The organism is Breoghania sp., assembly GCF_030066895.1.
Lineage (GTDB): Bacteria > Pseudomonadota > Alphaproteobacteria > Rhizobiales > Stappiaceae > Breoghania.
In genome coordinates this window covers 33,086-59,686 of the sequence record NZ_JASJAV010000010.1, presented here as the reverse complement: position 1 = coordinate 59,686, position 26,601 = coordinate 33,086, and the positions used below count along the sequence as shown (strand labels likewise).

The 26,601-nt window shown below is 61.9% G+C and carries 20 protein-coding genes and 9 pseudogenes; 16 read left to right on the top strand and 13 right to left on the bottom strand.

The features are described 5' to 3' along the window. Positions 1-44: 44 nt before the first annotated feature. The gene (locus QNJ43_RS11545; protein WP_300470120.1) at positions 45-203 is read left to right on the top strand and encodes a rhodanese-like domain-containing protein; all 159 of its coding nucleotides are present in this window, start codon (positions 45-47) and stop codon (positions 201-203) included. 73 nt (positions 204-276) lie between these two features. On the opposite strand, the gene QNJ43_RS11540 is transcribed toward QNJ43_RS11545, so the two are convergent. Both QNJ43_RS11540 and QNJ43_RS11535 read right to left on the bottom strand, forming a co-directional pair. Continuing rightward, positions 277-909 (bottom strand): uracil-DNA glycosylase family protein, encoded by a 633-nt coding sequence (locus QNJ43_RS11540; protein WP_300470118.1) that lies wholly within the window; start codon positions 907-909, stop codon positions 277-279. Between the two features lie 213 nt (positions 910-1,122). Next, a pseudogene (locus tag QNJ43_RS11535) lies at positions 1,123-1,734 on the bottom strand (glutathione S-transferase). 282 nt (positions 1,735-2,016) lie between these two features. On the opposite strand from QNJ43_RS11535, the gene QNJ43_RS11530 reads away from it, so the two are divergent. Next, positions 2,017-2,409, top strand: coding sequence for a hypothetical protein (locus QNJ43_RS11530; RefSeq protein WP_300470116.1), 393 nt, complete (start codon positions 2,017-2,019; stop codon positions 2,407-2,409). Between the two features lie 97 nt (positions 2,410-2,506). Beyond that, positions 2,507-3,565 (top strand): HAMP domain-containing sensor histidine kinase, encoded by a 1,059-nt coding sequence (locus QNJ43_RS11525; RefSeq protein ID WP_300470114.1) that lies wholly within the window; start codon positions 2,507-2,509, stop codon positions 3,563-3,565. A gap of 216 nt (positions 3,566-3,781) precedes the next feature. Here QNJ43_RS11525 and cobT read toward each other — a convergent pair whose 3' ends face one another. After that, positions 3,782-4,807, bottom strand: a complete 1,026-nt coding sequence (cobT, locus tag QNJ43_RS11520; RefSeq protein WP_300470112.1) for a nicotinate-nucleotide--dimethylbenzimidazole phosphoribosyltransferase — start codon at positions 4,805-4,807, stop codon at positions 3,782-3,784. A gap of 315 nt (positions 4,808-5,122) precedes the next feature. Here cobT and QNJ43_RS11515 point away from each other — a divergent pair, with 315 nt between their 5' ends. The 6 genes and pseudogenes from QNJ43_RS11515 to QNJ43_RS11490 all read left to right on the top strand — a co-directional run bounded on the left by QNJ43_RS11515 (position 5,123) and on the right by QNJ43_RS11490 (position 8,023). Continuing rightward, positions 5,123-5,698, top strand: coding sequence for an adenosylcobinamide-GDP ribazoletransferase (locus QNJ43_RS11515; protein WP_300470110.1), 576 nt, complete (start codon positions 5,123-5,125; stop codon positions 5,696-5,698). A gap of 79 nt (positions 5,699-5,777) precedes the next feature. Then, on the top strand, positions 5,778-6,056 hold the full coding sequence (locus QNJ43_RS11510; protein WP_300470108.1) for a hypothetical protein: 279 nt from the start codon (positions 5,778-5,780) through the stop codon (positions 6,054-6,056). A gap of 57 nt (positions 6,057-6,113) precedes the next feature. After that, complete coding sequence (locus tag QNJ43_RS11505) at positions 6,114-6,512, top strand: alpha/beta hydrolase (protein WP_300470106.1); 399 nt, start codon at positions 6,114-6,116, stop codon at positions 6,510-6,512. Next, positions 6,440-6,997 carry an alpha/beta hydrolase gene (locus QNJ43_RS11500; protein WP_300470104.1) on the top strand — a complete coding sequence of 186 codons (558 nt, stop codon included), beginning with the start codon at positions 6,440-6,442 and terminating at the stop codon, positions 6,995-6,997. Before QNJ43_RS11505 ends, QNJ43_RS11500 begins: the two co-directional genes overlap by 73 nt. 116 nt (positions 6,998-7,113) lie before the next feature. Further along, positions 7,114-7,281, top strand: a pseudogene (locus QNJ43_RS11495) (DUF1289 domain-containing protein); the annotation flags it as partial. 22 nt (positions 7,282-7,303) lie between these two features. Then, positions 7,304-8,023, top strand: coding sequence for a TIGR02281 family clan AA aspartic protease (locus tag QNJ43_RS11490; protein WP_300470102.1), 720 nt, complete (start codon positions 7,304-7,306; stop codon positions 8,021-8,023). Positions 8,024-8,047: 24 nt separating this feature from the next. Here QNJ43_RS11490 and QNJ43_RS11485 read toward each other — a convergent pair whose 3' ends face one another. The 3 genes from QNJ43_RS11485 to QNJ43_RS11475 form a co-directional block, all read right to left on the bottom strand. Continuing rightward, positions 8,048-8,884: a sulfite exporter TauE/SafE family protein gene (locus tag QNJ43_RS11485; RefSeq protein WP_300470100.1), complete on the bottom strand. Its 837-nt coding sequence runs from the start codon at positions 8,882-8,884 to the stop codon at positions 8,048-8,050. A 91-nt stretch (positions 8,885-8,975) separates the two neighbouring features. Next, complete coding sequence (dusA, locus tag QNJ43_RS11480) at positions 8,976-9,980, bottom strand: tRNA dihydrouridine(20/20a) synthase DusA (protein WP_300470098.1); 1,005 nt, start codon at positions 9,978-9,980, stop codon at positions 8,976-8,978. Positions 9,981-10,352: 372 nt separating this feature from the next. Next, positions 10,353-11,339, bottom strand: coding sequence for an aldo/keto reductase (locus tag QNJ43_RS11475; RefSeq protein ID WP_300470096.1), 987 nt, complete (start codon positions 11,337-11,339; stop codon positions 10,353-10,355). Positions 11,340-11,471: 132 nt separating this feature from the next. Here QNJ43_RS11475 and QNJ43_RS11470 point away from each other — a divergent pair. From QNJ43_RS11470 to QNJ43_RS11455, 4 genes and pseudogenes are all read left to right on the top strand, one after another. Further along, a pseudogene (locus QNJ43_RS11470) lies at positions 11,472-12,420 on the top strand (LysR family transcriptional regulator). A gap of 365 nt (positions 12,421-12,785) precedes the next feature. Beyond that, positions 12,786-13,817, top strand: a pseudogene (locus QNJ43_RS11465) (MFS transporter). A 120-nt stretch (positions 13,818-13,937) separates the two neighbouring features. After that, complete coding sequence (locus QNJ43_RS11460) at positions 13,938-15,290, top strand: FAD-binding oxidoreductase (protein WP_300470093.1); 1,353 nt, start codon at positions 13,938-13,940, stop codon at positions 15,288-15,290. A 173-nt stretch (positions 15,291-15,463) separates the two neighbouring features. Further along, positions 15,464-17,031, top strand: a pseudogene (locus QNJ43_RS11455) (peptide chain release factor 3). Between the two features lie 192 nt (positions 17,032-17,223). Here the strand turns inward: QNJ43_RS11455 and QNJ43_RS11450 are convergent. Continuing rightward, a complete protein-coding gene (locus QNJ43_RS11450) occupies positions 17,224-17,964 on the bottom strand; it encodes a hypothetical protein (protein ID WP_300470091.1) in 741 nt (246 codons plus the stop codon). 504 nt (positions 17,965-18,468) lie between these two features. On the opposite strand from QNJ43_RS11450, the pseudogene QNJ43_RS11445 reads away from it, so the two are divergent. Beyond that, positions 18,469-20,604, top strand: a pseudogene (locus QNJ43_RS11445) (malate synthase G); the annotation flags it as partial. Positions 20,605-21,132: 528 nt separating this feature from the next. On the opposite strand, the pseudogene QNJ43_RS11440 reads toward QNJ43_RS11445, so the two are convergent. From QNJ43_RS11440 to QNJ43_RS11430, 3 genes and pseudogenes are all read right to left on the bottom strand, one after another. Beyond that, a pseudogene (locus QNJ43_RS11440) lies at positions 21,133-21,444 on the bottom strand (PrsW family glutamic-type intramembrane protease); the annotation flags it as partial. After that, positions 21,441-21,728: a hypothetical protein gene (locus QNJ43_RS11435; protein ID WP_300470366.1), complete on the bottom strand. Its 288-nt coding sequence runs from the start codon at positions 21,726-21,728 to the stop codon at positions 21,441-21,443. The gene QNJ43_RS11435 and the pseudogene QNJ43_RS11440, both read right to left, overlap by 4 nt. After that, a complete protein-coding gene (locus tag QNJ43_RS11430) occupies positions 21,725-22,522 on the bottom strand; it encodes a DUF2628 domain-containing protein (RefSeq protein ID WP_300470089.1) in 798 nt (265 codons plus the stop codon). The genes QNJ43_RS11435 and QNJ43_RS11430 overlap by 4 nt, the downstream gene beginning before the upstream one ends. 281 nt (positions 22,523-22,803) lie before the next feature. Here QNJ43_RS11430 and QNJ43_RS11425 point away from each other — a divergent pair, with 281 nt between their 5' ends. Beyond that, positions 22,804-23,157: a carboxymuconolactone decarboxylase family protein gene (locus QNJ43_RS11425; RefSeq protein ID WP_300470086.1), complete on the top strand. Its 354-nt coding sequence runs from the start codon at positions 22,804-22,806 to the stop codon at positions 23,155-23,157. A gap of 87 nt (positions 23,158-23,244) precedes the next feature. On the opposite strand, the gene QNJ43_RS27090 is transcribed toward QNJ43_RS11425, so the two are convergent. The 3 genes and pseudogenes from QNJ43_RS27090 to QNJ43_RS11415 all read right to left on the bottom strand — a co-directional run bounded on the left by QNJ43_RS27090 (position 23,245) and on the right by QNJ43_RS11415 (position 24,559). Then, positions 23,245-23,388 (bottom strand): DUF2218 domain-containing protein, encoded by a 144-nt coding sequence (locus tag QNJ43_RS27090; protein WP_346432945.1) that lies wholly within the window; start codon positions 23,386-23,388, stop codon positions 23,245-23,247. A 2-nt stretch (positions 23,389-23,390) separates the two neighbouring features. Then, on the bottom strand, positions 23,391-23,510 hold the full coding sequence (locus tag QNJ43_RS27085) for a DUF2218 domain-containing protein (RefSeq protein ID WP_346432953.1): 120 nt from the start codon (positions 23,508-23,510) through the stop codon (positions 23,391-23,393). A 169-nt stretch (positions 23,511-23,679) separates the two neighbouring features. After that, a pseudogene (locus QNJ43_RS11415) lies at positions 23,680-24,559 on the bottom strand (LysR family transcriptional regulator). A gap of 401 nt (positions 24,560-24,960) precedes the next feature. Between QNJ43_RS11415 and QNJ43_RS11410 the strand changes: the two are divergent. After that, positions 24,961-26,452, top strand: a pseudogene (locus QNJ43_RS11410) (CoA-acylating methylmalonate-semialdehyde dehydrogenase). The last annotated feature ends 149 nt before the right edge of the window (positions 26,453-26,601 follow it).

Here is a 26,601-nt window from a genome sequence, read left to right as displayed (position 1 = left end):
GATGCTCGCGGCGGCGAAGGTTGGCGATCCGAAGGCGCAGGATCGTGTCCTACTGCAACACCGGCCACTGGGCCTCGGCCAACTGGTTCGTGCTGCACGAGCTTCTGGGCTACGAGAACGTGAAGCTCTACGACGTGTCGATGGTTGGCTGGACGATGGATCCCAAGCGCCCGGTGGAAATGGGCGAGCCGAACAAGGGCTAAGCGGCAACGCCGCATTTCGCCAGGCACGGGAGCGGGCGTGAGGAAGGATGGGCCGCTTGCTCGGCCTCCCCCCTCACTCCACCAGAAGCGCTACCTCCTCCCGCAGCACCGGAAGCAGCTCCGCTTCGAACCACGCATTTCGGCGCAGCCACGTGTTGTTGCGCCACGATGGATGCGGCAAGGGCAGAACGCGGGGATGGCGATCCGCGCTCATGATCGTCCGCCAGTCGGCGACTGTTTCCGTCAAGGTCCGGCGACGCGCGGCTCCCAGATGATAGGCCTGCGCGTACTGACCGATGGCGAGCACTAGCTCGATCCCCGGCAAAGCCTGAAACAGCCGATCGTGCCACGTGGCCGCGCATTCGCGCCGCGGCGGGAGATCTCCGCCCTTGGCATCGTGACCGGGAAAGCAGAAGCCCATCGGAATGATGGCAACGCGACTCTCATCGTAGAAGGTTTCCCGATCAAGCTCCAGCCAGTCGCGCAAACGGTCTCCTGAGGGATCGTTGAAGGGAAGGCCCGTGGCGTGCACCCGCGTGCCCGGCGCCTGACCGCAGATGCAGAGCCGCGCGGATCCGGCCGCTTGCACCACCGGACGCGGCTCGTGCGGCAACGGACGCGTCAACGGCGCCTCGAGGCACAGACGGCAGGCACGGATTTCAGCAAGCAGAGTGTCGAGATTGGGCGGAGACGCATCCTGTTTCATGGAGCCAAGATAAGCACTGCGCCGCGCGGAGGAAATGGCGAACCATGAAGGAAAGGCGGCCCGCCACGCCCATGCGTTTGCGCGTCCCAAAGGTTCCGTCGTCATCCCCCGGCTCTGCCGGGGGATCCAGCACCCTCAGCAGATATGGGCGCCCGCTGGATTGCCCGGACAAAGCCGGGTAATGACGATTGAGAGGGTGCGCCCCTCCCCCGCTCAGGCTTTCGCGCTCGGGCGCGCCTTTACCGTCTCGTACCAGCGATAGAGATTGGCGAGATCGGAGGGGATCTCCACCCGCGCAGGCTTGCAGAAATCGAGCGCGACCATTGCGGTGATATCGGCGATGGTTAAGTGATCCCCGGCAATGAAGGCACGCCCGGCCAGTTCCTCATTGAGAAGACGCATCTGCGCGAGCGCTGTTGGCCGGTTGGCTTCCGCCCAGTCGGGTATCTGCGGCACCTCCATCTCCTTCATGGCCGGGTGAAGATGACGGAAGACGGCGGCGACGGGCAGAAACAGGCCCAGCTACACGCGCCGCTGCCACATCTCCACCAGCGCCTTGTCGACGGCGTTGACGCCCATCAACCGCGGCTCGGGATGGATTTTCTCGAAATAGCGACAGATAGCCACGCTCTCGGAGATACGGGTGCCGTCATCGGGGATGAGAAGCGGCACCCGCTGGTCGGGATTGAGCGCAGTGAACTCGGCGCTCTTGTGCTCCAGCGCCCCGATATCCACCGGCGCCAACGGCACGTCGATTCCCTTTTCCGCGAGAAATATCCGGACACGCCGCGGGTTTGGCGCAAGGACGCCGTCGTAAAGCTTCATCGTTATCTCCTCCCCCATTCTTGCATTTCTCGGCAAGTCGAGCATGCGCACGGGGGCGCTGCAAGTCCTTCTCCGCGCATGTCCACGGACAACAAAGGAGCCGTCGTGAAATGCCATTTGGTTACCGATTAACCACTCCGTTGAATCAGTTCTTAAGGAATTGTGGCCACAATCTGTTAAGACCGAGCCTACCCTGAGCGGCGTCATTCACCTTGAATGGGGGACGCTGCAAGGGTTTCGGCGGTTTCGGCGCCGCAAAACCAGGAACCCGCACACCTGCCCATGCCAGCCGACAGCTACGCATCAACCGACGAGAAAACGGCGCAAAACAGCCTGCGTACAGGCCGTCGCCGCGCGGTTTCGCGCACAGTCAAGTCGGCGCGGGAACAGCTTGGCAACACCTCCGGCATGCGCCCCGATTTCGATTACGAACTGACGCTCATCTACGCCAAGACGCGGATTTCGGCGACGTTCGCCCTTCCCGCCTTCGCGCTGATCATCGCGGGTATCTGCTATTTCTGGATCGGGGCGATCACCATCCTCTCGTGGTTGAGCCTGGTGACGCTTGCCCATCTGCTGATCCTGTCCATGGCGCACCGTTTCGAAAAGTTGCCGACCGCAGGCATCGACCTGAAGCGATGGCGGCGCAACTTCGTCATGGGCGATTTTCTGTAGTGCTTCTCCTGGGTGACGATTATGCTGCTGCAGGCGGACCGCACAACTGCAGGCGGACCGCACAACGGAAAATTTCGAGATCTTTCAGTTCGCCATCGTGCTCGTCATCATCGCCATGATGACCATGCTGTCATCGAGCATTCTCGGCGCGCTCTATGCCGCGACGCTGCCGGTAACCATCGCCATGGCCTACGTGTTCCTGCAGCATCACGAGCCGATCTATTACGCCATGGCGGCGATGGGCGGCGGGGCGCAGGTCTTCTTCGCCATTCTCGGCCACCGCATGTTCTCCTCAAACGTGATGATGCTAGAATATCGCGTCCAGAAGGACGAGCTCATCATCGAATTGGAACAGGCCAAGGCGGTGAGCGACAACAGCCGTCGCCGCGCCGAAGAGGCAAACCTCGGCAAGTCCCGTTTCCTGGCCACCATGAGCCACGAACTGAGAACGCCGCTCAATGCCATTCTTGGCTTTTCGGAGGTTCTGAAGAACGAGGTTCTGGGGCCGCTGGAGAACAAAACCTACAAGGAATATGCGGGCGACATTCATACCTCGGGCGAGCATCTGCTGAACCTCATCAACGAGATTCTGGACCTCTCGCGCATCGAGGCAGGTCGCTACGAGTTGAACGAGGAATCGATCACCCTGCCCTTCCTGGTGGAGGACTGCATCCACCCGATTAAGCTTCGCGCCAAGAACAAGGGGCTAACGATCTCCGAGCAGTTCCAGGAAGATCTGCCGAAGCTGTGGGCCGACGAGCGCGCCATCCGGCCGGTGGTGTTGAACCTGATTTCCAACGCCATTAAATTCACGCCCTCAGGCGGCGAGATATCGGTGAAGGCGGGCTGGATGGCGGGCGGCGGACAGTATGTCAGCGTGCGCGACAACGGCCCTGGCATCCCGGCGGATGAAATTCCGGTTGTCTTGCAGGTTTTTGGTCAGGGTTCGCTGGCGATCAAGAGCGCCGAACAGGGCACGGGCCTCGGCCTGCCGATCGTGCAGGCGTTAATGAACATGCACGATGGCAAGCTGGAGCTGAAATCGAAGCTGCACAAAGGCACCAAAGTGATCATCATCTTCCCGTGCTCGTGCGTTCTGGAAGAGATGCCCGCGCTGGAGCCGACGCACCGGTCGTCGATGAAGCGGGCGTCGTAGCGCACGCCTAGCGCTGGCTCAGATCCGAAGCGGGCCCCCGTTTTGTCGATCGAATTAACCTTCGAAAGCGTCGTCAGCCCCGAACTCTCCGCCGTCATCCTCCGGCGAAGTCCGGGGAATCCAGCACCCTCCGCATATGCCGTGGCCTGCTGGATTGCCCGGACAAAGCCGGGCAATGACGATGAAGAGAGTGAAAAGGGGCAATAAACGCGCCCCTTAGCCGTTATCGCTTACGCCCGCATCGGCGAAGGTCGCCATGCCGTCGTGGGTCCGGGCGGCGGCCTTGACGATGCCCATAGCCATGGCAGCTCCCGTTCCCTCACCCAGCCGCATGCCGAGATCGAGCAGCGGACGCTTGCCCATCATTTCCAGCGCACAACGGTGGACGGGTTCGGCCGACACATGGCCGAAGAGGCAATGGTCGAGCGCACTCGGGTCCATCGCGTAGAGAACGGCGACGGCGGACGTTGCGACGTAGCCGTCGACGATGACCGGGACGCGCTGCATCCGACCAGCCAGAATGGCACCGGCCATGGCCGCGATCTCGCGACCGCCGAGACGGCGCAGCACTTCCAGCGGATCCTTCAGCGAACCGGCATTGCGTTCCACCGCACGGGCTATGACCTCGGCCTTGTGCGCCACACCGGCGGCATACATGCCGGTGCCCGGGCCGACCCAGTCGCGCGCCTCACCGCCGAACAGGCCGTGCATGATGGCGGCGGCAATCGTGGTGTTGCCGATTCCCATATCACCGATGGCCAGCAGATCGATGCCGCCCACGACCGCTTCCATGCCGTAGGCCATGGTGGCGGCACAGGTCTTCTCGTCCATGGCGTATTCGAGGGTGATGTCGCCGGTCGGCATGTCCAGCGCCAGTTCGAACACCTTGAGCCCCAGATCGTAGGCGATGCAGATCTGATTGATGGCAGCCCCGCCCGCGGCGAAGTTCGCCACCATCTGATGCGTCACCTCGCGCGGGAAAGGCGCGATCTTCTGATCCGTCACGCCGTGGTTTCCGGCAAAGATCGCCACCAGCGGGCGGGTGATATTCGGTCGCTCAGCGCCATGCCAGGCGGCGAGCCATTCCACGATCTCTTCCATGCGGCCGAACAAACCTGCCGGTTTCATCAACTGCACCTCGCGCTCGCGCACCACTTTCACGGCAGCGGTATCGGGACCGAGCATATCCGAGCTCAGGCTGTGGATATCATCGAAGGGTAGCCCCGTGGGGGTGTGCAGCATGGAAAATCTCCGGATCAGATGTCATATTCGGCGAGGTAAGCTGCTGCGATCTATAAACGGCGCATATTCAATTTCAAGCCGGGTCGCTGAAGGCGCGGAAAACGTTACGACACGCGCCGCGGATCGAAACAGGACAGACGGCAGAAGCCCACTGCGTTGCGCTCTTTGAGAGGCGCGCGGGCAAGAAAACGTTCATGACGACAGGCAATGAAACCCGGCAGGACGCCGCAGACGATCGATCCGTTTTGGCGGATCTGGGATGCGGCCTGCGATTCTTCTCGCGCGTGCCGATCCCGCCCCCTGCCCTGGCCGCGGATGACGGTCCGGCGGCCCGGCCCAATCTCGCCAAGGCGGTGCGGGCTGGGTATTCCGGCTACCATCGTACTGCTGATCCTGGCACAGACCGCCCTTCCCCCGCTGATGCTCGCAATCTTCGCGCTTGCAGGGCTGGCGGCTACCACGGAGGACGGGTTTGCCGACGTCGCGGACGGTTTCTTCGGAGGAGCGACGCGGGAACGCCGTCTGGAGATCATGGCTGACAGCCGTATCGGCTCGTTCGGCGGACTGGCGCTGATCCTTTTGCAAATCGCACTTGCCGCCGGACTTGCGACAATCGTCACGCGGCGGGGGGCTGATGCGGCGGCGATGGTGATCCTGTGCGGAGCGGCGGTGAGTCGGGCGGCGGCGCTCTGGCCCTGGGCGCTGCTGAAACCGGCACGCCACGGCGGACTTTCGCACTGGCTGATCACGCTGGCGGGCGCCAGGTTCGGGGCTTTCGGCGTCGGCGCGCTTGCAAAGGCGCGCATCGGCGGGCATACGGGCGACGTCATCGGCGCGGCGCAACAAGCCGCGTGGCTAAGATACGTCGCGGCCTATCTCATGTTGCCGTAACCCTATCCGCACCTCGCATGGTCGTTTCGCAACAAGGATGTTACAAAAAGGCTGATATCATCCGGCAAACGAACGACAGGTGCGCAACGTGCTCATGACGATTTCTCGAAGCTATGCGCCGCCTGCCGGCACGCCTGGCCCCGCTCTGGGGCGTACGCTGGGACGCGCCCTCGCCGTCACGCTTCTTGCCGTGCTCATTGCCGAATGCTCAACCCGTCCCGGTCCCGGCAGCTTCCAGACCTCCCATGCCCCGGAACAGGGCGCGACGAACCACACGATCCTGATCGCCACGACCCGCGAACGCGCGACCAAACCGGCCACCTACTTCACCGGCGAGCGCGCCGGTCATACCGACTAATGCGATGGCCACCGTCTCCGTACCGGCGGCCCCGGCACACAAGCTCGGTCACATCGAATGGCCGGACACACCCCGCCGGGCAATCCGGCAACGGACTTCACGCTGCGTACCGCGGGATATCTCGACGGACGCGCAGCCTTCCGCCGGGCTCTGACGAGCGAGCTTGCCAAGCGCAAGCCAGCCGACCGGGAAGCCTTCGTCTTCGTGCACGGGTACAACACGTGCTTCCCCGAAGCCCTCCATCGGTTCACCCAGGTCGTGCATGATGCAAAGGCGCCGGTCGTGCCCGTGCTGTTCACCTGGGCCTCTCGTGGCTCGGTGGCCGACTACGTCTACGACGTCAACAGCGCGCAGATCGCCCGCACAATGCACTGGAACAGATCTTGCGCGACATTGCTGCCACGGGAGCGCGGCGGATCAACATTCTCGCCCATTCCATGGGCTCGTACCTGCTGATGGAGACGTTGCGCCAGATCCGCATGTCCGCGTATCCGGTCCCCGCCTCCCGCTTCGGCGTGATCGCGCTGGCCGCGTCCGATATCGACCTGTTCAAGCAGCAGCTCAAGCACACCGGGCGACCGGACAAGCCGTTCCTCATACTGCTGTCGCACAACGACAAGGCGCTGAAGGTCTCCAGCCTGCTGGCGGGCGGAAAGCAGCGGGTCGATCGGTACGAAAACACCGAGGAACTGGCCTCATTGGGCACCTTCGTCATCGACCTGACGAATATCGACGGCGAGAGCTCGGTCAATCACGACAAGTTCGCGCAAATCGCCCAGATTGCCCCAGAACTGGGCGCGACCCTGCAAAATTCCAAGCTGGGCGAGACCGTCGGCGCACCGTCGCCCACCGGCGATCTGATCGGACGGGGCACGAATATGGTGCTAACCCTGCCGCAGACTATCCTCAGCGCTCCGGCAATAATCCTTTCCGGACAGTAGGCCCAGACGACACGGCACCGTGAGGCCCGGCTTGTCTTGCCACGGCACGTCCTTATTTTGAGACGATGGTATCCTAACGTGCCGTTCGCCCTGACCTCGAATCCATCCGGAATGAGATGAACCGCCGAAGCGCAATCACAAGCCCTTGCATCAAGGTCTGCGTCATTGACGAGACCTCCCGGCTTTGCCGCGGCTGCGGGCGGACGCTTGACGAGATCGCAGGCTGGGGTGCCATGAGCGAAGACGAACGCGCCCGCGTGATGGAGACGCTTGCCAAACGCCTTGCGCATCTTGAGGAACCGGCGCATGAGCGGCGGTCCGGGCAAGTTCGTGCGCGGCCTCGGTTTGGTCGCCGCCGCCTGCATTGCGGGCGCCGGGATCTATTATCTCGGTTTCTGGGACGTCGCCGCGCCGGATGGGGCGGATTTCAGCAATCCCGGCCCCCATGCGGTCAAACTGGCGATCATCGGCGTGGTGCTCGCGACAAGCCTGGTCTTTGCCCATCGGCGCGTCGGCGAGGTGCTGAGCGCGGTGATCTTCTGGGGCGGGCTCGCGGTCATTCTCGTTACCGGCTATTCCATGCGCTACGAACTTGAAACGATGGGGCGCAACGTCCTCGCCTCGCTGATGCCGGGCATGGCGGTTGAGCGCGGCGATGGCACGGTGTCGCTGGCGCGCGACCGCTCAGGCCACTACGTCCTGGATGCCACGGTGGACTGCGCGTCCGTGCGGTTTCTGGTCGATACGGGAGCCAGCGTCGTCACGCTGACGGCCGAGGATGCGCGGGCGGCAGGCGTCGATCTCGACCGGCTGCATTTCGGCGCGATCGTCTCCACCGCCAACGGGCAAGCGCAGGTGGCCCCAGTCAGGCTTTCCAAAGTGAAGATTGCGGGCACGACGCTCACGGGCGTGCGCGCTTTCGTCGCCCGCGACGAGGCGCTCGATACCAGCCTCTTTGGCATGAACGCGCTCGATCGCTTCTCCTCTTGGCGGGTGGAGGGACGGCGGATGATCCTGACGCCCTGAGAAGATGGCGTAAACGCCAGCCGCCTACCCCCACAGGCTCAAGGCGAAGCGGGCGGCGACCAGCAGCAGAAACAGGCCGAAGGAAACTTCCAGCACGCGCTTGGGCAAGGCGTGGGCGACCTTCACGCCGAGCGGCGCGACCAGGATCGTGACGGGGATGACCAGCGCCACGCCCAGCAGATTGACGTAGCCGAGCGAGAACGGCGGCAAATTCGGCTCTCCCCACCCAGCCCACATGAGACCGATGACGCCGGGCACAGAAATCAGGGTGCCGATACCCGAAGAAGTTGCCACGGCCTGATGGATCGGTCGACCGAACAGGGTCATGAAGGTGTTGTTCATCACCCCACCGCCGATCCCCATCAGCGTGGAGAAGAAGCCGATCAGCATGCCGCAGATGGCGCGCACCGGATTGCCGGGGATATCGTGCCCGATCCGCCAGCTATCGCGATTGAGAAGCATGCGCAGCCCGATGACCGCGGCGATGACGGCGAAGATGCCCTTTAACTCCGTACCGGAGACGTAGGCCGCCAGAAGCGAGGCGATCACCACACCGGCGGGCACCGGGATCAGCCAGCTTTTCAGAAGTTTGAGATCAACCGCACCGTGCGCCTTGTGCGCCATGAAGGACCGTAGCGACGTGGGCACGATGATGCCGAGCGAGGTGGCCACGGACACGTGCATGCAGATCGCAGGATCGACGCCGAGGATGGTGAGGAACTGATAGAGTACCGGCACCAGAACCGCACCGCCGCCGATGCCGAAGACACCGGCCAGAAATCCGGCGACAGCTCCGGAGGCGACGAGGGTCAGGGCTAGAGCCAGAAGATAACCCCAGTCGGCGCTGGCACTGATATCCATGAAAGATCCTTCGAGAGACGCTGCGAGATGCCGCAACACCTTCCCTAGGTATATTTTCCATCGGGACATGGACCTATGCGATATCCTGTCTCTAGCCCATATGGGCGGGCCTGTCCAGTGAACTCCCGTCTATTTCCGCACAGGCCGCGCGCACCACGTCGATGCCTGCGCCGGGCTTCACCACCTCCTCCGACAAGAGGCGACGCCACTTGCGCGCGCCGGGAACGCCCTGAAAAAGCCCGAGAATATGGCGGGTGATCTGCGACAGGCGCGCGCCGCGGGCAAGCTCCGTCTCGATATAGGGCAGCAGAGCCTCGACAACCGCCAGAAGATCCGGCGCATCCGTCTCCATGCCATAGAGCCGCGTATCAACATACGCGAGAAGACCCGGATCGTGGTAGGCGGCACGCCCCAGCATGACGCCGTCGACATGGGCGAGATGCGTCTCGGCCTCCTCAAGGCTCGAAATCCCGCCATTGATGCCGATCCAGACATCGGGCAGGCGCTGCTTCAGGCGGTAGACGCGGTCGTAATCGAGAGGAGGGACGTTGCGATTTTCCTTCGGACTCAGCCCTTTCAGCCACGCCTTACGGGCGTGCATCCACAAGGCATCCGTTCCGGCGGCGATCACGGCATCGGCCAGCCGGTTGAGCCCTTCTTCCGGGTCCTGATCGTCGACGCCGATGCGGCACTTGACGGTGACGGGAATGGAGACGGCCTTCTTCATCGCCGCCACGCACTCGGCGACGAGATCGGGCTCCAGCATCAGGCAGGCGCCAAAGCGGCCCGACTGCACCCGGTCGGAAGGACAGTCGACATTGAGATTGACCTCGTCGTAACCCCAGTCCTCGACGATGCGCGCCGCCTGTGCCAGATCCGCGGGCTCAGAGCCGCCAAGCTGGCAGGCCAGCGGCTTTTCCACGTCGGAAAACCCGAGCGGTCGGTCGCGGTCGCCGTGAATGACGGTGACGGTCGTCACCATTTCCGTGTAGAGAAGCGCGCGCGAACTCAGGAGACGATGGAAGACGCGGCAGTGCCGGTCGGTCCAGTCCATCATCGGCGCAACGGCGAAACGGTGGTCGGCGTAGGTCGGCATTCGTCTCAATTTCACGTGAGTTTCGACGGCCGGCGGTCGTGCCTTCCGGGTTGATGGGCGCCGCTTATATCACCTTTGCACCCCGCCTGCACATAGTGCCGCCTCAGCATGAGGCAAAGCAGGGCCGACACCTACGAGGATCCAGAACGCAGGTGCCGGCAAAGGGCCTGACGGGATGCAGCCCTAGTACGTTTGATCATCTTATGCAATCGACCACCTTCGCCCCTCTCCCATGGGGAGAGGGTTGGGGTGAGAGGGGTGTCGCGCTCTCAAGGATACGGAAAACCCGACACCCATCACCCGTGCCTGCGGCCCGACCTCTCCCCATGGGAGAGGTTCTTCCTCGGCCGTTTCCATCAAACCATGAAACGCCTAGCGCTCGCTGTCGAGCTGGGCCATCTGCATCTCGCCATAGCGCGCGCCTGCGGCCGCATCCTTCGGAACGGCCTGCTCGATGGCGGCGAGATCCTCGTCGCTCAAGGCCACGTCGAGCGAGCCCAGCGCCTCGGCCAACTGGTCCTGTCGGCGGGAGCCGACCAGCGGCACGATATCCTCCCCTTGCGCGGCCACCCAGGCGATCGCGGCCTGCGCGACGGAGATACCGCGCGCCTCCACAATCCGGCGCAACGCTTCGACCAGGGCGAGGTTGCGGTCGATGTTGCCTTCTGAGAAACGCGGGGTATGGCCCCGGAAGTCGCCGGTCAGCGCCTTGTCCTTCGACCAGTGTCCCGAGATCAGACCGCGGGAGAGCACGCCATAGGCGGTGATCGAGATGCCGAGTTCTCGGGTCGTCGGCAGGATCTTGTCCTCGATGCCGCGCGAGATCAGCGAATATTCGATCTGGAGATCGCTGATCGGATGGATCGCGGCGGCCCGGCGGATCGTTTCAGGCCCCACTTCCGACAGGTCGATATGGCGCACGTAGCCCTTCTTCACCCACTCGGCAATGGCGCCGATCGTTTCCTCGATCGGCACGGAAGGATCGAGCTGGGCCGGACGATAGACATCGATATAATCGAGCCACAGGCGGTTGAGCGTGTAGGAAAGGAAGTTGCCGATCGCCTCCGGGCGGGCGTCGTTGCCGTGCCAGCCGCCTTCCGGGTCGCGCAGCGCGCCGAACTTGACCGAAACGTGGAAGCTGTCGCGCGGACGCCCCTTCACGGCCTCGCCGATCAGCAGTTCATTGTGTCCGGCGCCGTAGAAGTCGCCGGTATCGAGCAGATTTATTCCGGCATCGAGCGCAGCGTGGATGGTGCGGGTGGCTTCCTGTCGGTCAGCCGGTCCGTACATGCCGGACATGCCCATGCAGCCGAGGCCGAGGATGTATACCGACGGGCCGTTACGGCCCAGTTTGCGCATAATCCATGGCGAAATCCTTTCATCGTCATCGGTCGTCGCGCCATCGCGGCGCCACCTCGCACTACAATATGGGCGGAAAGCACTGTAAGATAACCGACGTCTTTATGAACGACTTGTAAGAAATATCGAACAATGAATACCCCCGCCCTCAGCGACCTTGATGCCTTTGCCGCCGTGGCGCGCGAACGCAATTTTCGCGGTGTCGCCAACAAGCGCGGGGTCTCCGCCTCCTCCCTGAGCGATGCCGTGCGCCGTCTCGAAACGCGCCTCGGCGTGCGACTTCTGAACCGCACCACCCACAGCGTGACGCCGACGGAGGCGGGGCGGCAACTGGTCGAACGTCTCACTCCCGCCCTTCAGGAGGTGGAGGACGCTCTTGATGCCGTCAACAGCTTCCGCGACAACCCCACCGGAACGCTGCGGCTCAACGTGCCGGTCATCGTCGCGCGAGTTATCCTGCCGCCGATTGCCGCCGGTTTCCTGCAAGCCTATCCCGGCATCCGGCTGGAAGTCATCGCGAACAACGATTTCATCGATGTTCTGGCAGCCGGTTTCGACGCCGGCATCCGCTACGACGAGCGGCTTGAACTGGACATGATCGCCGTTCCCATCGGGCCGCACACCCAGCGCTATGTCCTGGCCGCCACCCCTGCCTATCTGGAGGTCAACGGCCGTCCGCAAATGCCGGACGACCTGATGCATCAGGCCTGCATCCACCACCGTTTTTCCAGCGGCGCCATGCTGGACTGGGAACTGGAACGCGACGGCGAGACACTATTTCTGAACCCGCCCGCACGCCTGATCACCTCTCAGACGGACATGCAGGCGAGCGCGACCTTGTCCGGGCTCGGCATCACCATGGGGTTCGAGGAGCTGTACCGGCCATATTTCGGCACCGGAGCGCTGGAACCGGTCCTGCCGCAATGGTGGACGTCGTTTTCCGGTCCCCTACCTCTATTTTGCCGGACGCAGACACCTTCCCGCCCCGCTGCGCGCCTTCGTCGACTACATCGAGAGCACCCTGAGGAATAAAGCGGCACGCATGGATATTAGGCGAGATTCGCAGAATCTTATCTTCTGACGACCAATTGCGTCACTCAAAGCCAATCATTTTTATAAAAAATCACTGAAGGCAGCTTTATTGCATTATTTGTAAAGTTCATACTTGTGTTTCGCTTTAAAATTGCGTTCAAGAACCACCTCAACCTCAACCTCAACCTCAACCCCTCTCACCGACAGGCTACTTCGATGTGGTTTCCGAGAAACTGCAGCGAAGGGTCGGTTTTCTTTTCCTCAAACGGGCGGCGCTCGCTTGCCCGAAGGGTAATACTCGGACCTAAACCAATGACTATCGCCAATACGACATACGCTCCACCAGTTAATCGCGCTCGCCAGATTCTGGCGGCAAGCATGATTGGAACGACAATCGAGTTCTTCGATTTCTAAATTTATGCGACGGCGGCAGTATTGGTATTTCTGCACCTTTTCTTCCCTAAGAGCGATCCTACCAGCGCGCTTCTACAGTCCTTCGCAACGTTCTCCATCGCCGTCTTCGCGCGCCCGATCGGCGCGGCAATCTTTGGTCACTTCGGCGACCGCGTGGACCGCAAGGCGACCCTTGTCGCCGCCCTGATGACGATGAGCCTTTCCACCGTCACGATCGGCGTCCTGCCGACCTACGCATCCATCGGCGTCGGCGCCCCGCTGCTGCTGGCGCTGTGCCGTCTAGGCCAGGGCCTCGGCCTTGGCGGCTAATGGGGCGGCGCGGTTCTGCTGGCAACCGAGGACGCGCCGCGCGGCAAGAAGTCGTGGTTCGGCATGTTCCCTCAGCTCGGCGCTCCTGTCGGTTTCATCTTCGCGAGCGACATCTTCCTGACGCTGACGGAGACCATGACCGATGCTCAGTTCTTCGCCTGGGGCTGGCGCATTCCGTTCCTGGCGAGCGCCGCACTCGGCACCTTCGTCCTTTTCTACCTGATGACAGTGTGTTCTCTCGGCTGGGGAACTCATCAACTCGGCTACTCGCGTTAAGAGTTCCTGATCCTGCAGATGATCGGCGTTCTGTTCTTCGCCGCGTTCATCCCGATCGCCGGCAGCCTGTGCGACCGCTTCGGCGTGCGCCGGATCATGCTGATCGTCACGGCGGCCATCGCACTCTTCAGCTTCGCCATCGCACCGCTGTTTGCGGGCGGGACGACGGGTGTCGTGACCATGCTGATCCTGGGCTTCGCACTCATGGGGATGACCTACGGCCCGCTGGAAACCGCGCTCTCGCTGCCGTTCCCGACCGCGGTGCGCTACACCGGCTCCTCGCTGACGTTCAACATCGCCGGGATCTTCGGCGCGTCGCTGGCCCCCTACATCGCCACGTGGCTCGCCTCCACCTACGGCTTCCAGGCTGTCGGCTACTATCTGGCAATCGCATACGCGATCACCTTCGTCAGCTTCCTGTTCATTCCCGCCGCTGGCGAGAAGTAATCCGGTCACTGACAAAAAGCGCGGGTAAAACGCGCGAATTGACCATCTCGCAAATCAGGGCGCACGGCGTTATCGTCGCGCGCCTTTTGTATGTTTTCCTACCGCCCAAGAGCTTCGACCATGCCGCTTTACTCCTCCCACGCCGACAACTGCTCACGCCCGATCGGCAACTATTGGCACACGACCGTGGAACTGGAGCCGGACCTTGCGCTGGCGCTGGAGGGCGACCAGCGGGCCGAGTTCGCAGTCGTCGGCGGCGGGTTCACGGGCCTCAACGCGGCTTTGCAACTGGCCACGGAACACGGAGCCGATGTGGCGCTACTTGAGGCGGGAAATATCGGCTGGGGCGCGTCTGGCCGCAATGGCGGTTTCTGCTGCGTCGGCGGATCGAAACGCTCCCTGAGCGATCTCGTACGCCACTTCGGGCACAAGGAAACCTTCCGCTTTCTCGATTGCCAGATGCGGGCGATCGATCATGTGCGGAACTTTCTGGACACCCATCACATCGATGCCAATACCCATTCCGACGGCGAACTGAGCCTCGCCCATCGCAAGAAGGCGATGCATGGGCTGGAGGCCGACGCTGCACAATTGCGGAAAGCCTTGGGCATCGACGTGACGCTTCATTCGAAGGACGAGCTCGAAAAGATGGGCGTCGCGGGGCCGGAATTTTTCGGTGGCGCCACATTGAACCGGGGCTTCGCCCTCAATCCGCTGAAATACACGCTGGGTCTTACGAAGGCCGCGAAGACGGCCGGAGCCCGGATCCACGCCCGCTCCTCCGTGATCCGGATCGACCGCAAAGAGGGAGGCTGGTGTCTGGAAACGGCACAAGGCCGGCTCCATGCCCGCCGTCTCATCATGGTGACAAACAGCTATCTGGAGGAAGACCTTCCCGGCGCGCCCTTCTCCGCCCTAAAAGGCAGATTGCTGCCGGTGCTCTCCTCCGTTCTGGTGACCCGCCCGCTCACTGCGGAGGAAATGGCCGCGCAGGGGTGGACATCGCACCAGATGAGCTACGACACGCGCAGGCTCCTTAACTATTTCAGGCTGATGCCCGACGGACGTTTTCTCTTCGGCATGCGCGGTGGCATGAATACGACACCGCGCGACGATATGGAGATGGGCCAGGACATCATGCTTGACTTCTTCCGCATATTCCCGACCTGGAGCGATGTCGAGGTGCCCCACATATGGTCGGGCTTCGTGTGCATGGCCTCGGATCTCAATCCTGTCGGCCCTCTCGACGGTGCGCCGGACGCCTACACCGCGCTGGCCTATCACGGCAACGAGGTGGCCATGGGTTCGCTCTGCGGCGTGGCGGTGGCCGACATGGCGGCGGGCGCCGTGACGAGCTCCGATCTGCCGGTCGTGTTGCGCGGGCCGTTGAAGCGGTTCCCCATACCGCGCCTGCGCAAGACGTACCTGAAGGTCGCCTACCGCTGGTACGGCCTGCGCGACGAGAAACTTTGAACAGGAACGCGTGAGGGAAGCGGAGGCGCGTTCGCGCCACCACCTCCCTTTATTCCCCCGATCCCACCGTATTGACCCGGCTCCGGCCTCTTCCCATTTGACAAACGCTCGTCTGAGCCAAGGACGGCCCGTCGCGCGTTTGGTGCAACCCACCGGATCCTGAAAAGAGCAACATGACTGATCCTGTCTCCCGCAGGCGCACATTCGCCATCATCTCGCACCCGGACGCCAGTAAGACGACGCTCACCGAAAAGCTGCTGCTGTTCGGTGGCGCGATCCAGCTGGCGGGCGAAGTGAAGGCCAAGCGCAACCGACGCGCCACGCATTCCGACTGGATAAGCATCGAGGCGGAGCGCGGCATCTCGGTGATGACATCAGTCATGACGTTCGAATATGCCGATTGCGTCTTCAACCTGCTGGATACGCCGGGCCACGAGGACTTCTCCGAAGACACCTATCGCACGCTGTCGGCCGTCGACAGCGCGATCATGGTGATCGACGCGGCCAAGGGCATCGAGGCGCGCACGCTGAAGCTGTTCGAGGTATGCCGCCTGCGCGACACCCCGATCGTCACCTTCATCAACAAGCTCGACTGCGAAAGCCGCGATCCGTTCGAACTGCTTGACGACATCTAGAACACGCTGGCGCTGGACCTGGCTCCGGTCACATGGCCGATCGGGCGCGGACGTTCGTTTGCGGGCGCACCTATGACCTGCGCGCCAACACGATCCGCCAGATCGACGAGCAAACGGAGGGAACGCCGGTTTCGGAAGCCGACGACGAGAAGGTCGGCGCTCTTCTGCCCGACGGCAACCGCACGGAGATGCTGGAGGAGCTGGAACTCGCCCAGATCGGCTGCAAGCCGTTCGATCTGCAGGGCTTCCGCGAAAGCCATCTCTCACCAGTTCTGTGGAGCTCCGTGCTTCGCAATTACGGCGTGCGCAACCTGATCAACCTGCTTGCGGAAATCGCCCCCACGCCGTGCGATGCGCGCTTCATCGAACCGCACGAGCCGAAGATGACCGGCTTCGTCTTCAAGATCCAGGCGAACATGGACCCGCATCACCGCGACCGCATTGCCTTCATGCGTGTGGTGTCCGGCAAGCTGACGCGCGGCATGAAGGCCCGCCTGTCGCGTACCGGCAAGACCATCAGCCTGCGTACGCCGCAGTTCTTCTTCGCTCAGGACCGCAGCCTCGTCGAGGAGGCCTATGCGGGCGACGTGGTGGGCATCCCGAACCACGGCACACTTCGTATCGGCGACACGTTGACGGAGGGCGAGAAAGTCATCTTCCGCGGCGTACCGAGCTTTGCGCCGGAAATCCTGCACCACGTTTCGCTGAAAGACGCGATGAAGGCGAAGAAGATGAAGGAAGCGCTGCAACAGCTCGCCGAGGAAGGCGTGGTGCAGGCGTCCACCCCGCATGACGGTTCGCCCGCACTGGTGGGCGTCGTCGGTGCGCTGCAGCTCGACGTGCTGGTGGAGCGGATGAAGACCGAGTACGGCCTGCCAATCGCCTTCGAGCCGGCCCGTTGCGAGGCCTGCCGCTGGGTATCTTCCAGCGACCACGCCGCTTTCGACAAGTTCATGGACAAGAACCGCTCCGCCATGGCCGCCGATCTCGACGACGCGCCGGTCTTCATGGCGACCAGCGCCTTCATGCTGAACTACGAAAAAGAGCGCAACCCGGATATCAAGTTCACCGACGTGAAGGACTACCAGCAGGAAATGGTGGCTTAGGCGCCGGTTTTCCTTCGACCTATCGATCGTCATCCCCCGGCTTCGTCTGGGGGATCCAGCACCCTCAGTGGAAACCGGCGCCCGATGGATTGCCCGAACTTCGCCGGGCAATGACGGTGGAAAAAGCGATGTATCTGGTGATTTTCGAAGAGCAGACGCGACTGAGGGAGGCGTGCGCAAGGCGCCCCCGACTCACCACGTCAGCGCATAGCTTGCCTTGAACGCTTTCACCGAATCGTCGTCGTCGTCGTCCAGTCCATCGGAAAACGATGCGGTGAGAACGAAGTTCTTGGCGAGCGTCGTTTCCGCGCTTATCGTAGCAATCGGTTCATCCAGCACGTCGGAAACAGCTGCGCCGAGCTGAAATCTCTTGGCTAATTTCTGTTGTACGGAAAGAGTGGCAACGAAGGTACCGTCACCGTTCAGATGATCGAGCCCGCCCTCCAGAACGGTGCCGTAGCGCGTCGCCTCCAGACGCATGGAGGTCCCGGCTCCCCAGATCATCGGATCGTCGTCCAGCGTGTTGACGTTCACCCAGTATTTGTCGTCGAGGTTCGCGACCAGCCCCTTGCCGGCCACTTTCCAGCTTCGGGTGTTGGTCCAGTTCACGCTGCCATAGTCATCGCTCGGGGTCATCGACATGGCCAGCGTGGAGGTATCCCATATGGGCAGTGTTTCGTCGCCCGAAACCGCGACCCATCCCCACATGACACTGGCCGGAGCGGCTACCATCTCGGCAGGCCCCATCGCGGTGTAGAGACGCCCTGCGAAACCGATGTCCATGCCGAAGCCGATCTCGCTCAAGAGCGGAAGCGTCACACCCATTTTCTTGACGTAAGACCCGTCATCGTTCCGGATGGCGGTGGAGATGTAGGTCAGGGCCAGCCCCTCCTCGGCCGAAGTTGGAGCCGGATAGCGCGGAGCATGCGGCAAGGCCGGTCAGAACCAGTCCTGCGGAAAGGCGAAAGCGGCGTGAAAAGACGCGTGGGCCTTTCGCAAATCCGTGCAGGGCAGAGACTCGCAATCCGAACAAGAGACCAGTTCCCCGAAATCACCGGCGACCGGCGGCAGAATCAGCTCGACCAAAATTCGCCCGTCCACCAAGGCATCCCCCACCATTGCAAAACCACCCGACGGAGCCATGCAAGCCACCATCGCCCTCTGTTCTATTCAACATTCGTTTTATTACCCAAAACTTACACAAATGAAATGATCTTTTATGCGGTAATATTGCATATCAGCCACACATATCAGTCATACGGTATTATCTTTTTTGGCGGTATCATATACTTCATCCGCTTAGGCTCGCGTGCGGGAAACACATCTTTTCCCAGACGTGCTTTTGAGCAACGGCCATATCCCTGCTATGGAAATCGGCGAATGCATGAGGCTGCGCGCATGCGCATTGCCTGACACCGCAACGAACAGGAAAGCGCCATGACGCAGAACCGGGTGGAAACCTCAGACCTCAAGGTTGCCAAGGACCTTTTTGATTTTGTCGAGACCGAGGCCCTGCCGGGCACCGGGGTGAAAGCGGCCGATTTTTGGGTCGGCCTCGGCGCTCTCATCAATGAGCTGGGCCCGAAGAACCGCGAATGCTCACCCGCCGCGAGACACTGCAGAAGCAGCTCGACGAATGGCACAAGGCCGGTCGCGGCCGGCCGATGGATTTCAACGAGTACAAGAAGTTTCTCGGCGAGATCGGCTATCTGCAACCAGAAGGCCCCGACTTCACCGTCGATACAGACGGAATCGACGAGGAATTCACCACCATCGCGGGTCCGCAGCTGATGGTGCCGATCACCAATGCCCGCTACACGCTGAATGCCGCGAATGCGCGCTGGGGCTCGCTTTACGATGTGCTCTACGGCACAGATGCCATGGGCGACCTGCCCACCGGCACCGGCTACGATCCGGCCCGCGGCCAGCGCATCATCGCCTGGGCAAAGGCGTTCCTGGACGAGGTCGCGCCGCTGGAAGAAGGCTCGCATGCGGATGCGGCCGGATATGCGGTTGAGGACGGCAAACTCACTGTTGCCCTGGAGAACAGCTCCAAAGTCGCGCTGAGCGAAGCGGAGAAGTTCGTCGGCTATCGCGGCGAGGCAGCGCACCGACCGCTATGCTGCTGGTCAACAACGCGCTTCATGTTGAGCTGGTTGTCGACCGCTCCACGTCGGTCGGCGGGGCCGACAAGGCGGGCGTGTCCGACATGATCATCGAAGCCGCCGTTTCCACGATCATGGATTTCGAGGATTCGGTCGCCGCGGTCGATTCCGAGGACAAGACCCAAGCCTATCGCAACTGGCTCGGCCTGATGAAGGGCGACCTCACCGAAAAGGTCACCAAGGGCGGCAAGACGTTCACCCGCAAGCTCAATGCGGATCGTGAATACACCGCCCCCGACGGGGAAGGCACCGTCACGCTGCACGGTCGTTCGATGATGCTGAGCCGCAATGTCGGCCACCTGATGACCAACCCGGCCATTCTGGATGCCAACGGCGACGAAGCATTCGAAGGCCTGCTGGACGCAACTTTCACCACGCTTATCGCCATGCACGACCTGAAGGGCGAGGGGCTCGGTAATTCGCGCAGCGGCTCGATCTATCTGGTCAAGCCGAAAATGCACATACCGGACGAGGTCGCCTTTACCGACGAGATGCTGACCCGCATCGAGGGCTTCCTCGGACTTGCCCCCAACACGGTGAAGGTCGGCATCATGGATGAGGAACGCCGCACGACGGTGAACCTCAAGGAATGCATCCGGGCCGCCAAGTCCCGCGTTGCCTTCATCAATACCGGCTTCCTCGACCGCACGGGCGACGAGATCCACACCTCCATGGAAGCGGGCCCGATGGTGCGCAAGGGCGACATGAAGGCCCTGCCCTGGATCAAGGCCTATGATGACTGGAACGTCGATATCGGGCTGTCCTGCGGCCTGCGCGGCAAGGCTCAGATCGGCAAGGGCATGTGGGCCATGCCGGACCTGATGCACGCCATGCTGGACCAGAAGATCGGCCATCCGCAGGCGGGTGCCAATTGCGCCTGGGTGCCCTCGCCGACCGCCGCGACGTTGCCATGCCACGCACTACCACAAGGTGGACGTGAAGGCGCGTCAGGCAGAGATCGCCGGACGCGAGCGGGCGTCTCTCGACGACATCCTGTCCATTCCCATCGCCGAGCGGCCGAGCTGGTCGAACGAGGATGTGAAGGTGGAAGTTGAGAACAACGCGCAGGGCATTCTCGGCTACGTGGTCCGCTGGGTCGATCAGGGCATCGGCTGCTCCAAGGTGCCGGACATCAACGACATCGCGCTGATGGAAGATCGTGCCACCTGCCGCATCTCCTCCCAGCACATCGCCAACTGGCTGCATCACGGCGTCGTCACCGAAAGCGAGGTGATGGACACGATGAAGCGCATGGCCGAGGTGGTGGATCGTCAGAATGCGGGCGACGCCAACTACACGCCGATGGGCGCCGAGCTTCGACACCATCGCCTTCAAGGCGGCATGCGATCTGGTCTTCAAGGGCCTCGAGCAGCCCTCCGGCTACACCGGACCGGTGATGCATGCCCGCCTGAACCAAAAACGGTTTCAAAAACAGCCGGAGGCGGTCCCCGCCTCCGGTTTTTTGTGGCAAGACCCGATTGCCACAACGGGGAATGACCACGAGCGCGAAGAACGCAACCGCGTCGACCCCGGCAATGACGGCGATGCCCAGTTCGAAGGCCACGTTCTGCGTTTCCGCAGTGAAGCCCTGCCCGGTCAGGGCCCGCCACAGCAAAAGCACGCCGGCTGCGAGCCAGAGCGATCCCAGGAAAGCCCATGTCACGCGATGCGGCATGACCGCGTTGAGGCAGCGACGTTGCCAGGACGGGCATTGCAGACGTGACGGCTGCCGGTAGCCCGACACGAAACGGGGCGATCCAACCGCCCCCGGCTCTCCCCTGCTCACCGTTCCGATTTCCCCGCACATCAGCGCAATCAGATCGAAATGCGCCAGGGCGGCTTCGATCAGCATGATCATGATGAATGCCAGCGCGAAAAAATTCATCATGTCGCGCGCCTGAGCCCGAGCGGAGGCATCGCTGAGCTCGAAGAGGTAGTAGTCGTAGGCACTGTGCAATACGATTGGCAGGAGCAGTGCGATCACCCACCACAGCAGGCACTGCGGCCCCCGCGACGCCTTGATGAGGCACAATCCCATCACCGCGCCGCCGACAAAGACATGACCCGGGACGGCACTGATGCTTCGCAGGATCGCCTTGATGGCCCAATACAACTGACCGACCACGAAGAGAACATTTTCCAGCAAGGCAAAGCCGCCGCCTGCGGCGATCGCGGTGACAAAGAGACGGCGCGAGGCCAACTCGCGCAATCGCCTGCCGCACGCCATCAGCACCACCAGAAGCTTCATGCCTTCTTCGGGCAGAGCCACGAGCAGGAAGGCCTTGCGAACAAGCCCCAGGGAGATCCGCCACTGTCCTGTGTCTTCCAGACAGCCAGCAATTCGATGACCATGGCGGGAAAGACCGCGAGCACACCGAAGCCGAAAGCGGTCCGGATGCGCTCATCGTCCCAGGGAAGACGCGTTACGACGAGGAAATAGAGCACGATGACGAAGGGCGGCACCGTCGCGGAGATCATCGCCAGAACGCGTATGAGAGAGCCATCCGCTATCGAGCCGACAACCTCACTCAACGTCTCAGTTCCTGCAGATCCTTGAAGACCTTGACCTGATATTGCAGCTCTTCGCGATTGTGCCATGTCAGTTCAGCGAAATACCCGACAGCCCGGCCGTCGACCATCGCGGTAAAGCTGCAGACGCGGCGATCCTTGTCCGTATCGGCGCTCTGTTGCTTGAAATCCGTGAGATCCAGAGACTTCGCCGTTGTTCCGTCCTCCTGAAAGCTCTTTTGAAGAGCATTTCGAGTGATCTGGACGGCGCCGGGGTCATCACAGGCAGGCAGCTTGGCCACGGCTTGGAGCACGAATGGCAGGTTCATGAGAGCGATGACGATGAGGGCCCCAAAACTGGCGCCAATAGCGGAGACACCACGGCGCTCGCGCAAGAGGTCGTCGCGTTCGGCAGCGGGAAGTCCGAGAGCCTCGATTTTGCCAATCCGGCGACGCACCGCGTCGAGATAGAAGCCGCTGCCCTGCATGCCGATCGCCACGGCAAGCCCCAATCCTGAAGACGAGCTCAAACGGGGAAAAATCAGAGCGATCAGAATAGGGATCAACAGCACGACGATGCCGTAAAGATACATCTTCCGATAGAAGAGCCACGGCAGCGTGAAGAAGAATGCGGTCCAGTTGAAGCGCCATGCGCGTTTGCGCACCTGCTTCTTCTCGTGAAGCTGAAGAAACTTGTCGGCATTCGGGCCGATGAAGGTGCGCAGCAGGCTTTCCTCGGAAGAACTCTCGCGCTGGACGAATTCGCGAACTTCCTGGTTCAGACCTCGCCTGCCGAATGTGGAATTTCGCTCAACCACGTTGCCCCCTTACCGCGCTCCAAAAAAAATCAGAAATAAAATGGATATTTATTTTGAATACCGCAGAAACGTGAAGACCCAATTGACATTGGGGAAAGATGCGGCGACACCACGGACGCGTCTGCCTCACACTCACGGGGCTTGCGGGTGCCGTTGCGGCCTTTTCCCGGTGCGCGTCAAAATGTGACTTCCAAATCGCAAGATCCCCGGTGACGGGACCCGCATAGGTAGTGTTATCAGTTAAACATATTCGAACGTTATTATGTGAAAGGAGTAAGTCTATGGGCACCACCCCCTACCCCGAAATCACCAAGGCCATTTCAAAGCAGGTCGGGGTTCTCACCAAGGAAATCCCGGAGACGATGGCGGGGTTCCGCAAGATGGTCGACGGTGTCGAACAGGACGGCGCTCTCGACAAGAAGACCAAGGAACTCATCGCCATGGGCATCGCCATCGCGCTGCGCTGCGACGGCTGCATCGGCTTCCACAGCCGCAATCTGGTGCAGCTTGGCGCGACCCGGCAGGAATATGAGGAAATGCTGGGCATCGCGATCTACATGGGCGGAGGCCCGTCGCTGATGTACTCCGCTCAGGCCATGGATGCCTGGGAACAGTTCGGCGGTTCGAAGTCGTAACGTTCGATCCGAGACAGTTTCAGCGGGACGTTGCATCCCGCCTCACCCGGGGCCTTGAGCCCCGGGCCCTGACGTAAAACGTCCAGTTCAGTCTCGCCAATCAAAGGCGAGCGGGGCTTCGCGAAAGGAGAAGCGATCGAGGTGGCGTTCAACGACGCCTTTCAGGACTTCAAGCTGCTCGCTCGTACTGGCATCAAGATCGCAGCGCAGATGATCTGCCTCCGCATGCAAGGTCAGGCGCCCTTCGCCCGGCCAGTTGCCGCTGCGCCCATTGGGGGGGAAACCACCCTGCCCTCCTCCTGCGAAAATTCGACGTCGAGCTTGTGGCTCCAGTGCTTGCAAAGCTGTTGCAGGTATCAGCTAGCGCTTTGCGTCGGCACATCTGCAGTGGCCGTGACCGTCGTTATGGAACATCCTATTTTTGTCGTTTTGTATCGCCTGCCGATATAGATCCCGGCCTTCGTTCATCAAGCAGAAAAGGCCCGGACGGACGTCACAAGGCCGCGAGCATCTCCTCTCCGCTCAGGCGAAAATATCCTTTTCCCGCTCCACCAGATCCTTGACGAAATCGGCGACCACGCGGACAGAGCGCTGGTCGCGCAAGGTTTCGTGATAGGCGAGCCAATAGGCGCGGTGTATGCGCTTTTCCGGCAGAACCGGGACAAGATCGGGATCGCGGTGCGCGATGAAGCTGTGCAGGATGCCGATCCCGGCCCCGGCGCGCACGGCCTCAACTTGACCGAGAGCCGAGGCGATCTCGAAACGCGCCTGCCAGTCCTTGACGACCTCCCCCGCATAGGCAAGCGCGGGGGAGAAAACCAGACCCTCCACATATCCGACGAACTGGTGATGCCTGAGATCGGCAGGGCTCTGCGGCACCCCATTCTGCTCCAGGTAGCGGGCATGGGCGAAGAGCGCGAGCGTGTAGTCGACCAGCTTGCGCACCACCAGTCGGGGCCGTGCTCGGGTCGCTCCACGGTAATGGCAAGATCCGCTTCGCGCCGCGACAATGAGACGGAGCGGGGTGCAGACATCAGTTGGACGGTGAGTTCGGGATAGCGGGCGGTCAATTCCCCTAACCTCGGAGCAAGGAACGCAACGCCGAACCCGTCGGGAGTACCGATGCGCAGCGTTCCGGCAACCGCGACGTCTTCATCGCTCACCGCACCGACGGCCAGAATTTCCGCCTACATCGCCTCAGCGGATGCCAGGAATCGTTCGCCCGCGGGTGTGAGCATGCAGCCGTTGATCCTCCGGTCGAGGAGCTTTATCTTCAGCGCTTTTTCAAGGGCGGTAACCCAGCGGGCGACGGTGGCGTGGTTGAGCCCCAGCCTGGCCCGGCGGCTAGCAATTGCCCCGCACGCGCGATAGCAAGGAAGATGCGGACGTCGTCCCAGTTCATTTGATCCATCTCTCCGAAAGAGTGTAGGGCTTTGGATACGGCGGGGATTGACTGGTGCGGGGGCCCATCCTTCGAGACGGCAATGACGCACCTCCTCAGGGTGAAGTTGTGTTTGGTGCTAGTCCCTCCAAAGATAGCCACCTGATAACGCCACCCTGAGGAGGTGCGTCATTGCCGTCTCGAAGGATGGGCCCCACGCACGTCCCCTGCTCCTCAAATCTATGCAGCGCAACATCGCCGATTGCCAATATCGAACTTCATTCTTGCACAACGGCTCCGCTCGGTCGAGCGTTGCGTTTCCCGCGGCTTGATGCAAACTGCTGGAGGATCGGCGGATCGGCAAAAACCGTCGGAGAAACGGGCAAAGACACTAGTTCGGGAGGCTCTTTCACCATGCAGGAATCGGTCATTTCATCGGCGGCAAGCATGTCGCCGGCACATCGGGGCGCACCTCCGACGTCTTCAACCCAGCAACAGGCGAAGTTCAGGCCAAGGTCGCGCTGGCGAGCCCGGCGGAAATTCGCGCCGCGGTGGAGAATGCCGCCACCGCGCAGGTCGGCTGGGCAGCTACCAATCCGCAGCGCCGCGCACGCGTTCTGATGAAGTTCGTCGATCTGCTTCACCGCGACATGAACAAACTCGCCGAGGCCCTTTCGCGCGAGCACGGCAAGACGTTGCCGAACGCGAAGGGCGACGTCATTCGCGGGCTGGAAGTGGCCGAATTCTGCATCGGCGCGCCGCACATGATGAAGGGCGAGTTCTCCGAAGACGCAGGCCCCGGCATCAACATGTATTCCATGCGTCAGCCGGTGGGTGTGGCGGCGGGTATCACCCCGTTCAACTTCCCGGCGATGATCCCGATGTGGGAGTTTTGCCCGGCGATCGCGGCGGGCAACGCCTTCATCCTGAAGCCGTCGGAGCGCGATCCCTCCGTTCCGATGATGCTGGCGGAGCTGATGCTGGAAGCCGGACTTCCCGCAGGCGTTCTGAACGTCGTGAACGGCGACAAGGAAGCGGTCGATGCCATTCTGGATGACGACATCATCCAGGCAGTCGGGTTCGTCGGCTCCACGCCGATCGCTCAATACGTCTATTCGCGCGGCTGTGCGGCGGGCAAGCGGGTGCAGTGCTTCGGCGGCGCCAAGAACCACATGCTGATCATGCCTGATGCCGACATGGATCAGGCGGTCGACGCGCTCGTCGGCGCGGGCTATGGCGCTGCGGGCGAGCGCTGCATGGCGGTCTCGGTTGCGGTTCCCATCGGCGAAGCTGCCGCCAATCTCCTTATGGAAAAGCTCATCCCGCGCGTGGAGAACCTCAAGATCGGTCCTTACACGGCCGATAACGACGTTGATTTCGGCCCGCTGGTGACCAAGGAAAGCCTATGCACGGGTCAAGGGTCTGGTAGATCGCGGCGTGGAAGAAGGCGCAACGCTCGCCGTGGACGGGCGCAACTTCAAGCTTCAGGGCTATGAGAACGGCAACTTCATCGGTGGCTGCCTGTTCGATAACGTCACCAAGGACATGGACATCTACAAGACCGAGATCTTCGGTCCCGTCCTCTCCGTGGTGCGCGCCAAGACTTACGAGGAAGCCCTAGATCTGCCGATGAGCCACGAATACGGCAACGGCGTCGCCATCTTCACCCGCGACGGCGATACGGCGCGCGACTTCTGCAGCCGCATCAATATCGGCATGATCGGCGTCAACGTGCCGATCCCGGTACCGCTGGCCTATCACACCTTCGGCGGCTGGAAACGCTCCGGCTTCGGCGACCTGAACCAGCACGGCCCCGACGCTTTCAAGTTCTACACCCACACCAAGACGGTCACCTCGCGCTGGTCGTCCGGCACCAAGGAAGGTGCGGAGTTCTCCATCCCGACGATGGGATAGAGGCGATCAGATGTACTCCCGGTGCACCGTTTTCCGCCGTGCACCGGGATCTCTGCCGGTACCCGACTTCATTTTCGATGGCCTTCGCGCTCGATCTTGCGGAAGGCGGGCTCTTAAACGCAAAGAATTTGCGAAAACGAAGCCATTGC

Excerpts from the sequence above, each read along its gene's own strand:
- QNJ43_RS11540 (WP_300470118.1), bottom strand. The coding sequence starts at position 909 with ATGAAACAGGATGCGTCTCCGCCCAATCTCGACACTCTGCTTGCTGAA.
- QNJ43_RS11530 (WP_300470116.1), top strand. The coding sequence starts at position 2,017 with ATGCCAGCCGACAGCTACGCATCAACCGACGAGAAAACGGCGCAAAAC.
- cobT (WP_300470112.1), bottom strand. The coding sequence starts at position 4,807 with ATGCTGCACACCCCCACGGGGCTACCCTTCGATGATATCCACAGCCTG.
- QNJ43_RS11515 (WP_300470110.1), top strand. The coding sequence starts at position 5,123 with ATGACGGTCCGGCGGCCCGGCCCAATCTCGCCAAGGCGGTGCGGGCTG.
- QNJ43_RS11505 (WP_300470106.1), top strand. The coding sequence starts at position 6,114 with ATGGCCGGACACACCCCGCCGGGCAATCCGGCAACGGACTTCACGCTG.
- QNJ43_RS11490 (WP_300470102.1), top strand. The coding sequence starts at position 7,304 with ATGAGCGGCGGTCCGGGCAAGTTCGTGCGCGGCCTCGGTTTGGTCGCC.
- QNJ43_RS11485 (WP_300470100.1), bottom strand. The coding sequence starts at position 8,884 with ATGGATATCAGTGCCAGCGCCGACTGGGGTTATCTTCTGGCTCTAGCC.
- dusA (WP_300470098.1), bottom strand. The coding sequence starts at position 9,980 with ATGCCGACCTACGCCGACCACCGTTTCGCCGTTGCGCCGATGATGGAC.
- QNJ43_RS11475 (WP_300470096.1), bottom strand. The coding sequence starts at position 11,339 with ATGCGCAAACTGGGCCGTAACGGCCCGTCGGTATACATCCTCGGCCTC.
- QNJ43_RS11460 (WP_300470093.1), top strand. The coding sequence starts at position 13,938 with ATGCCGCTTTACTCCTCCCACGCCGACAACTGCTCACGCCCGATCGGC.
- QNJ43_RS11425 (WP_300470086.1), top strand. The coding sequence starts at position 22,804 with ATGGGCACCACCCCCTACCCCGAAATCACCAAGGCCATTTCAAAGCAG.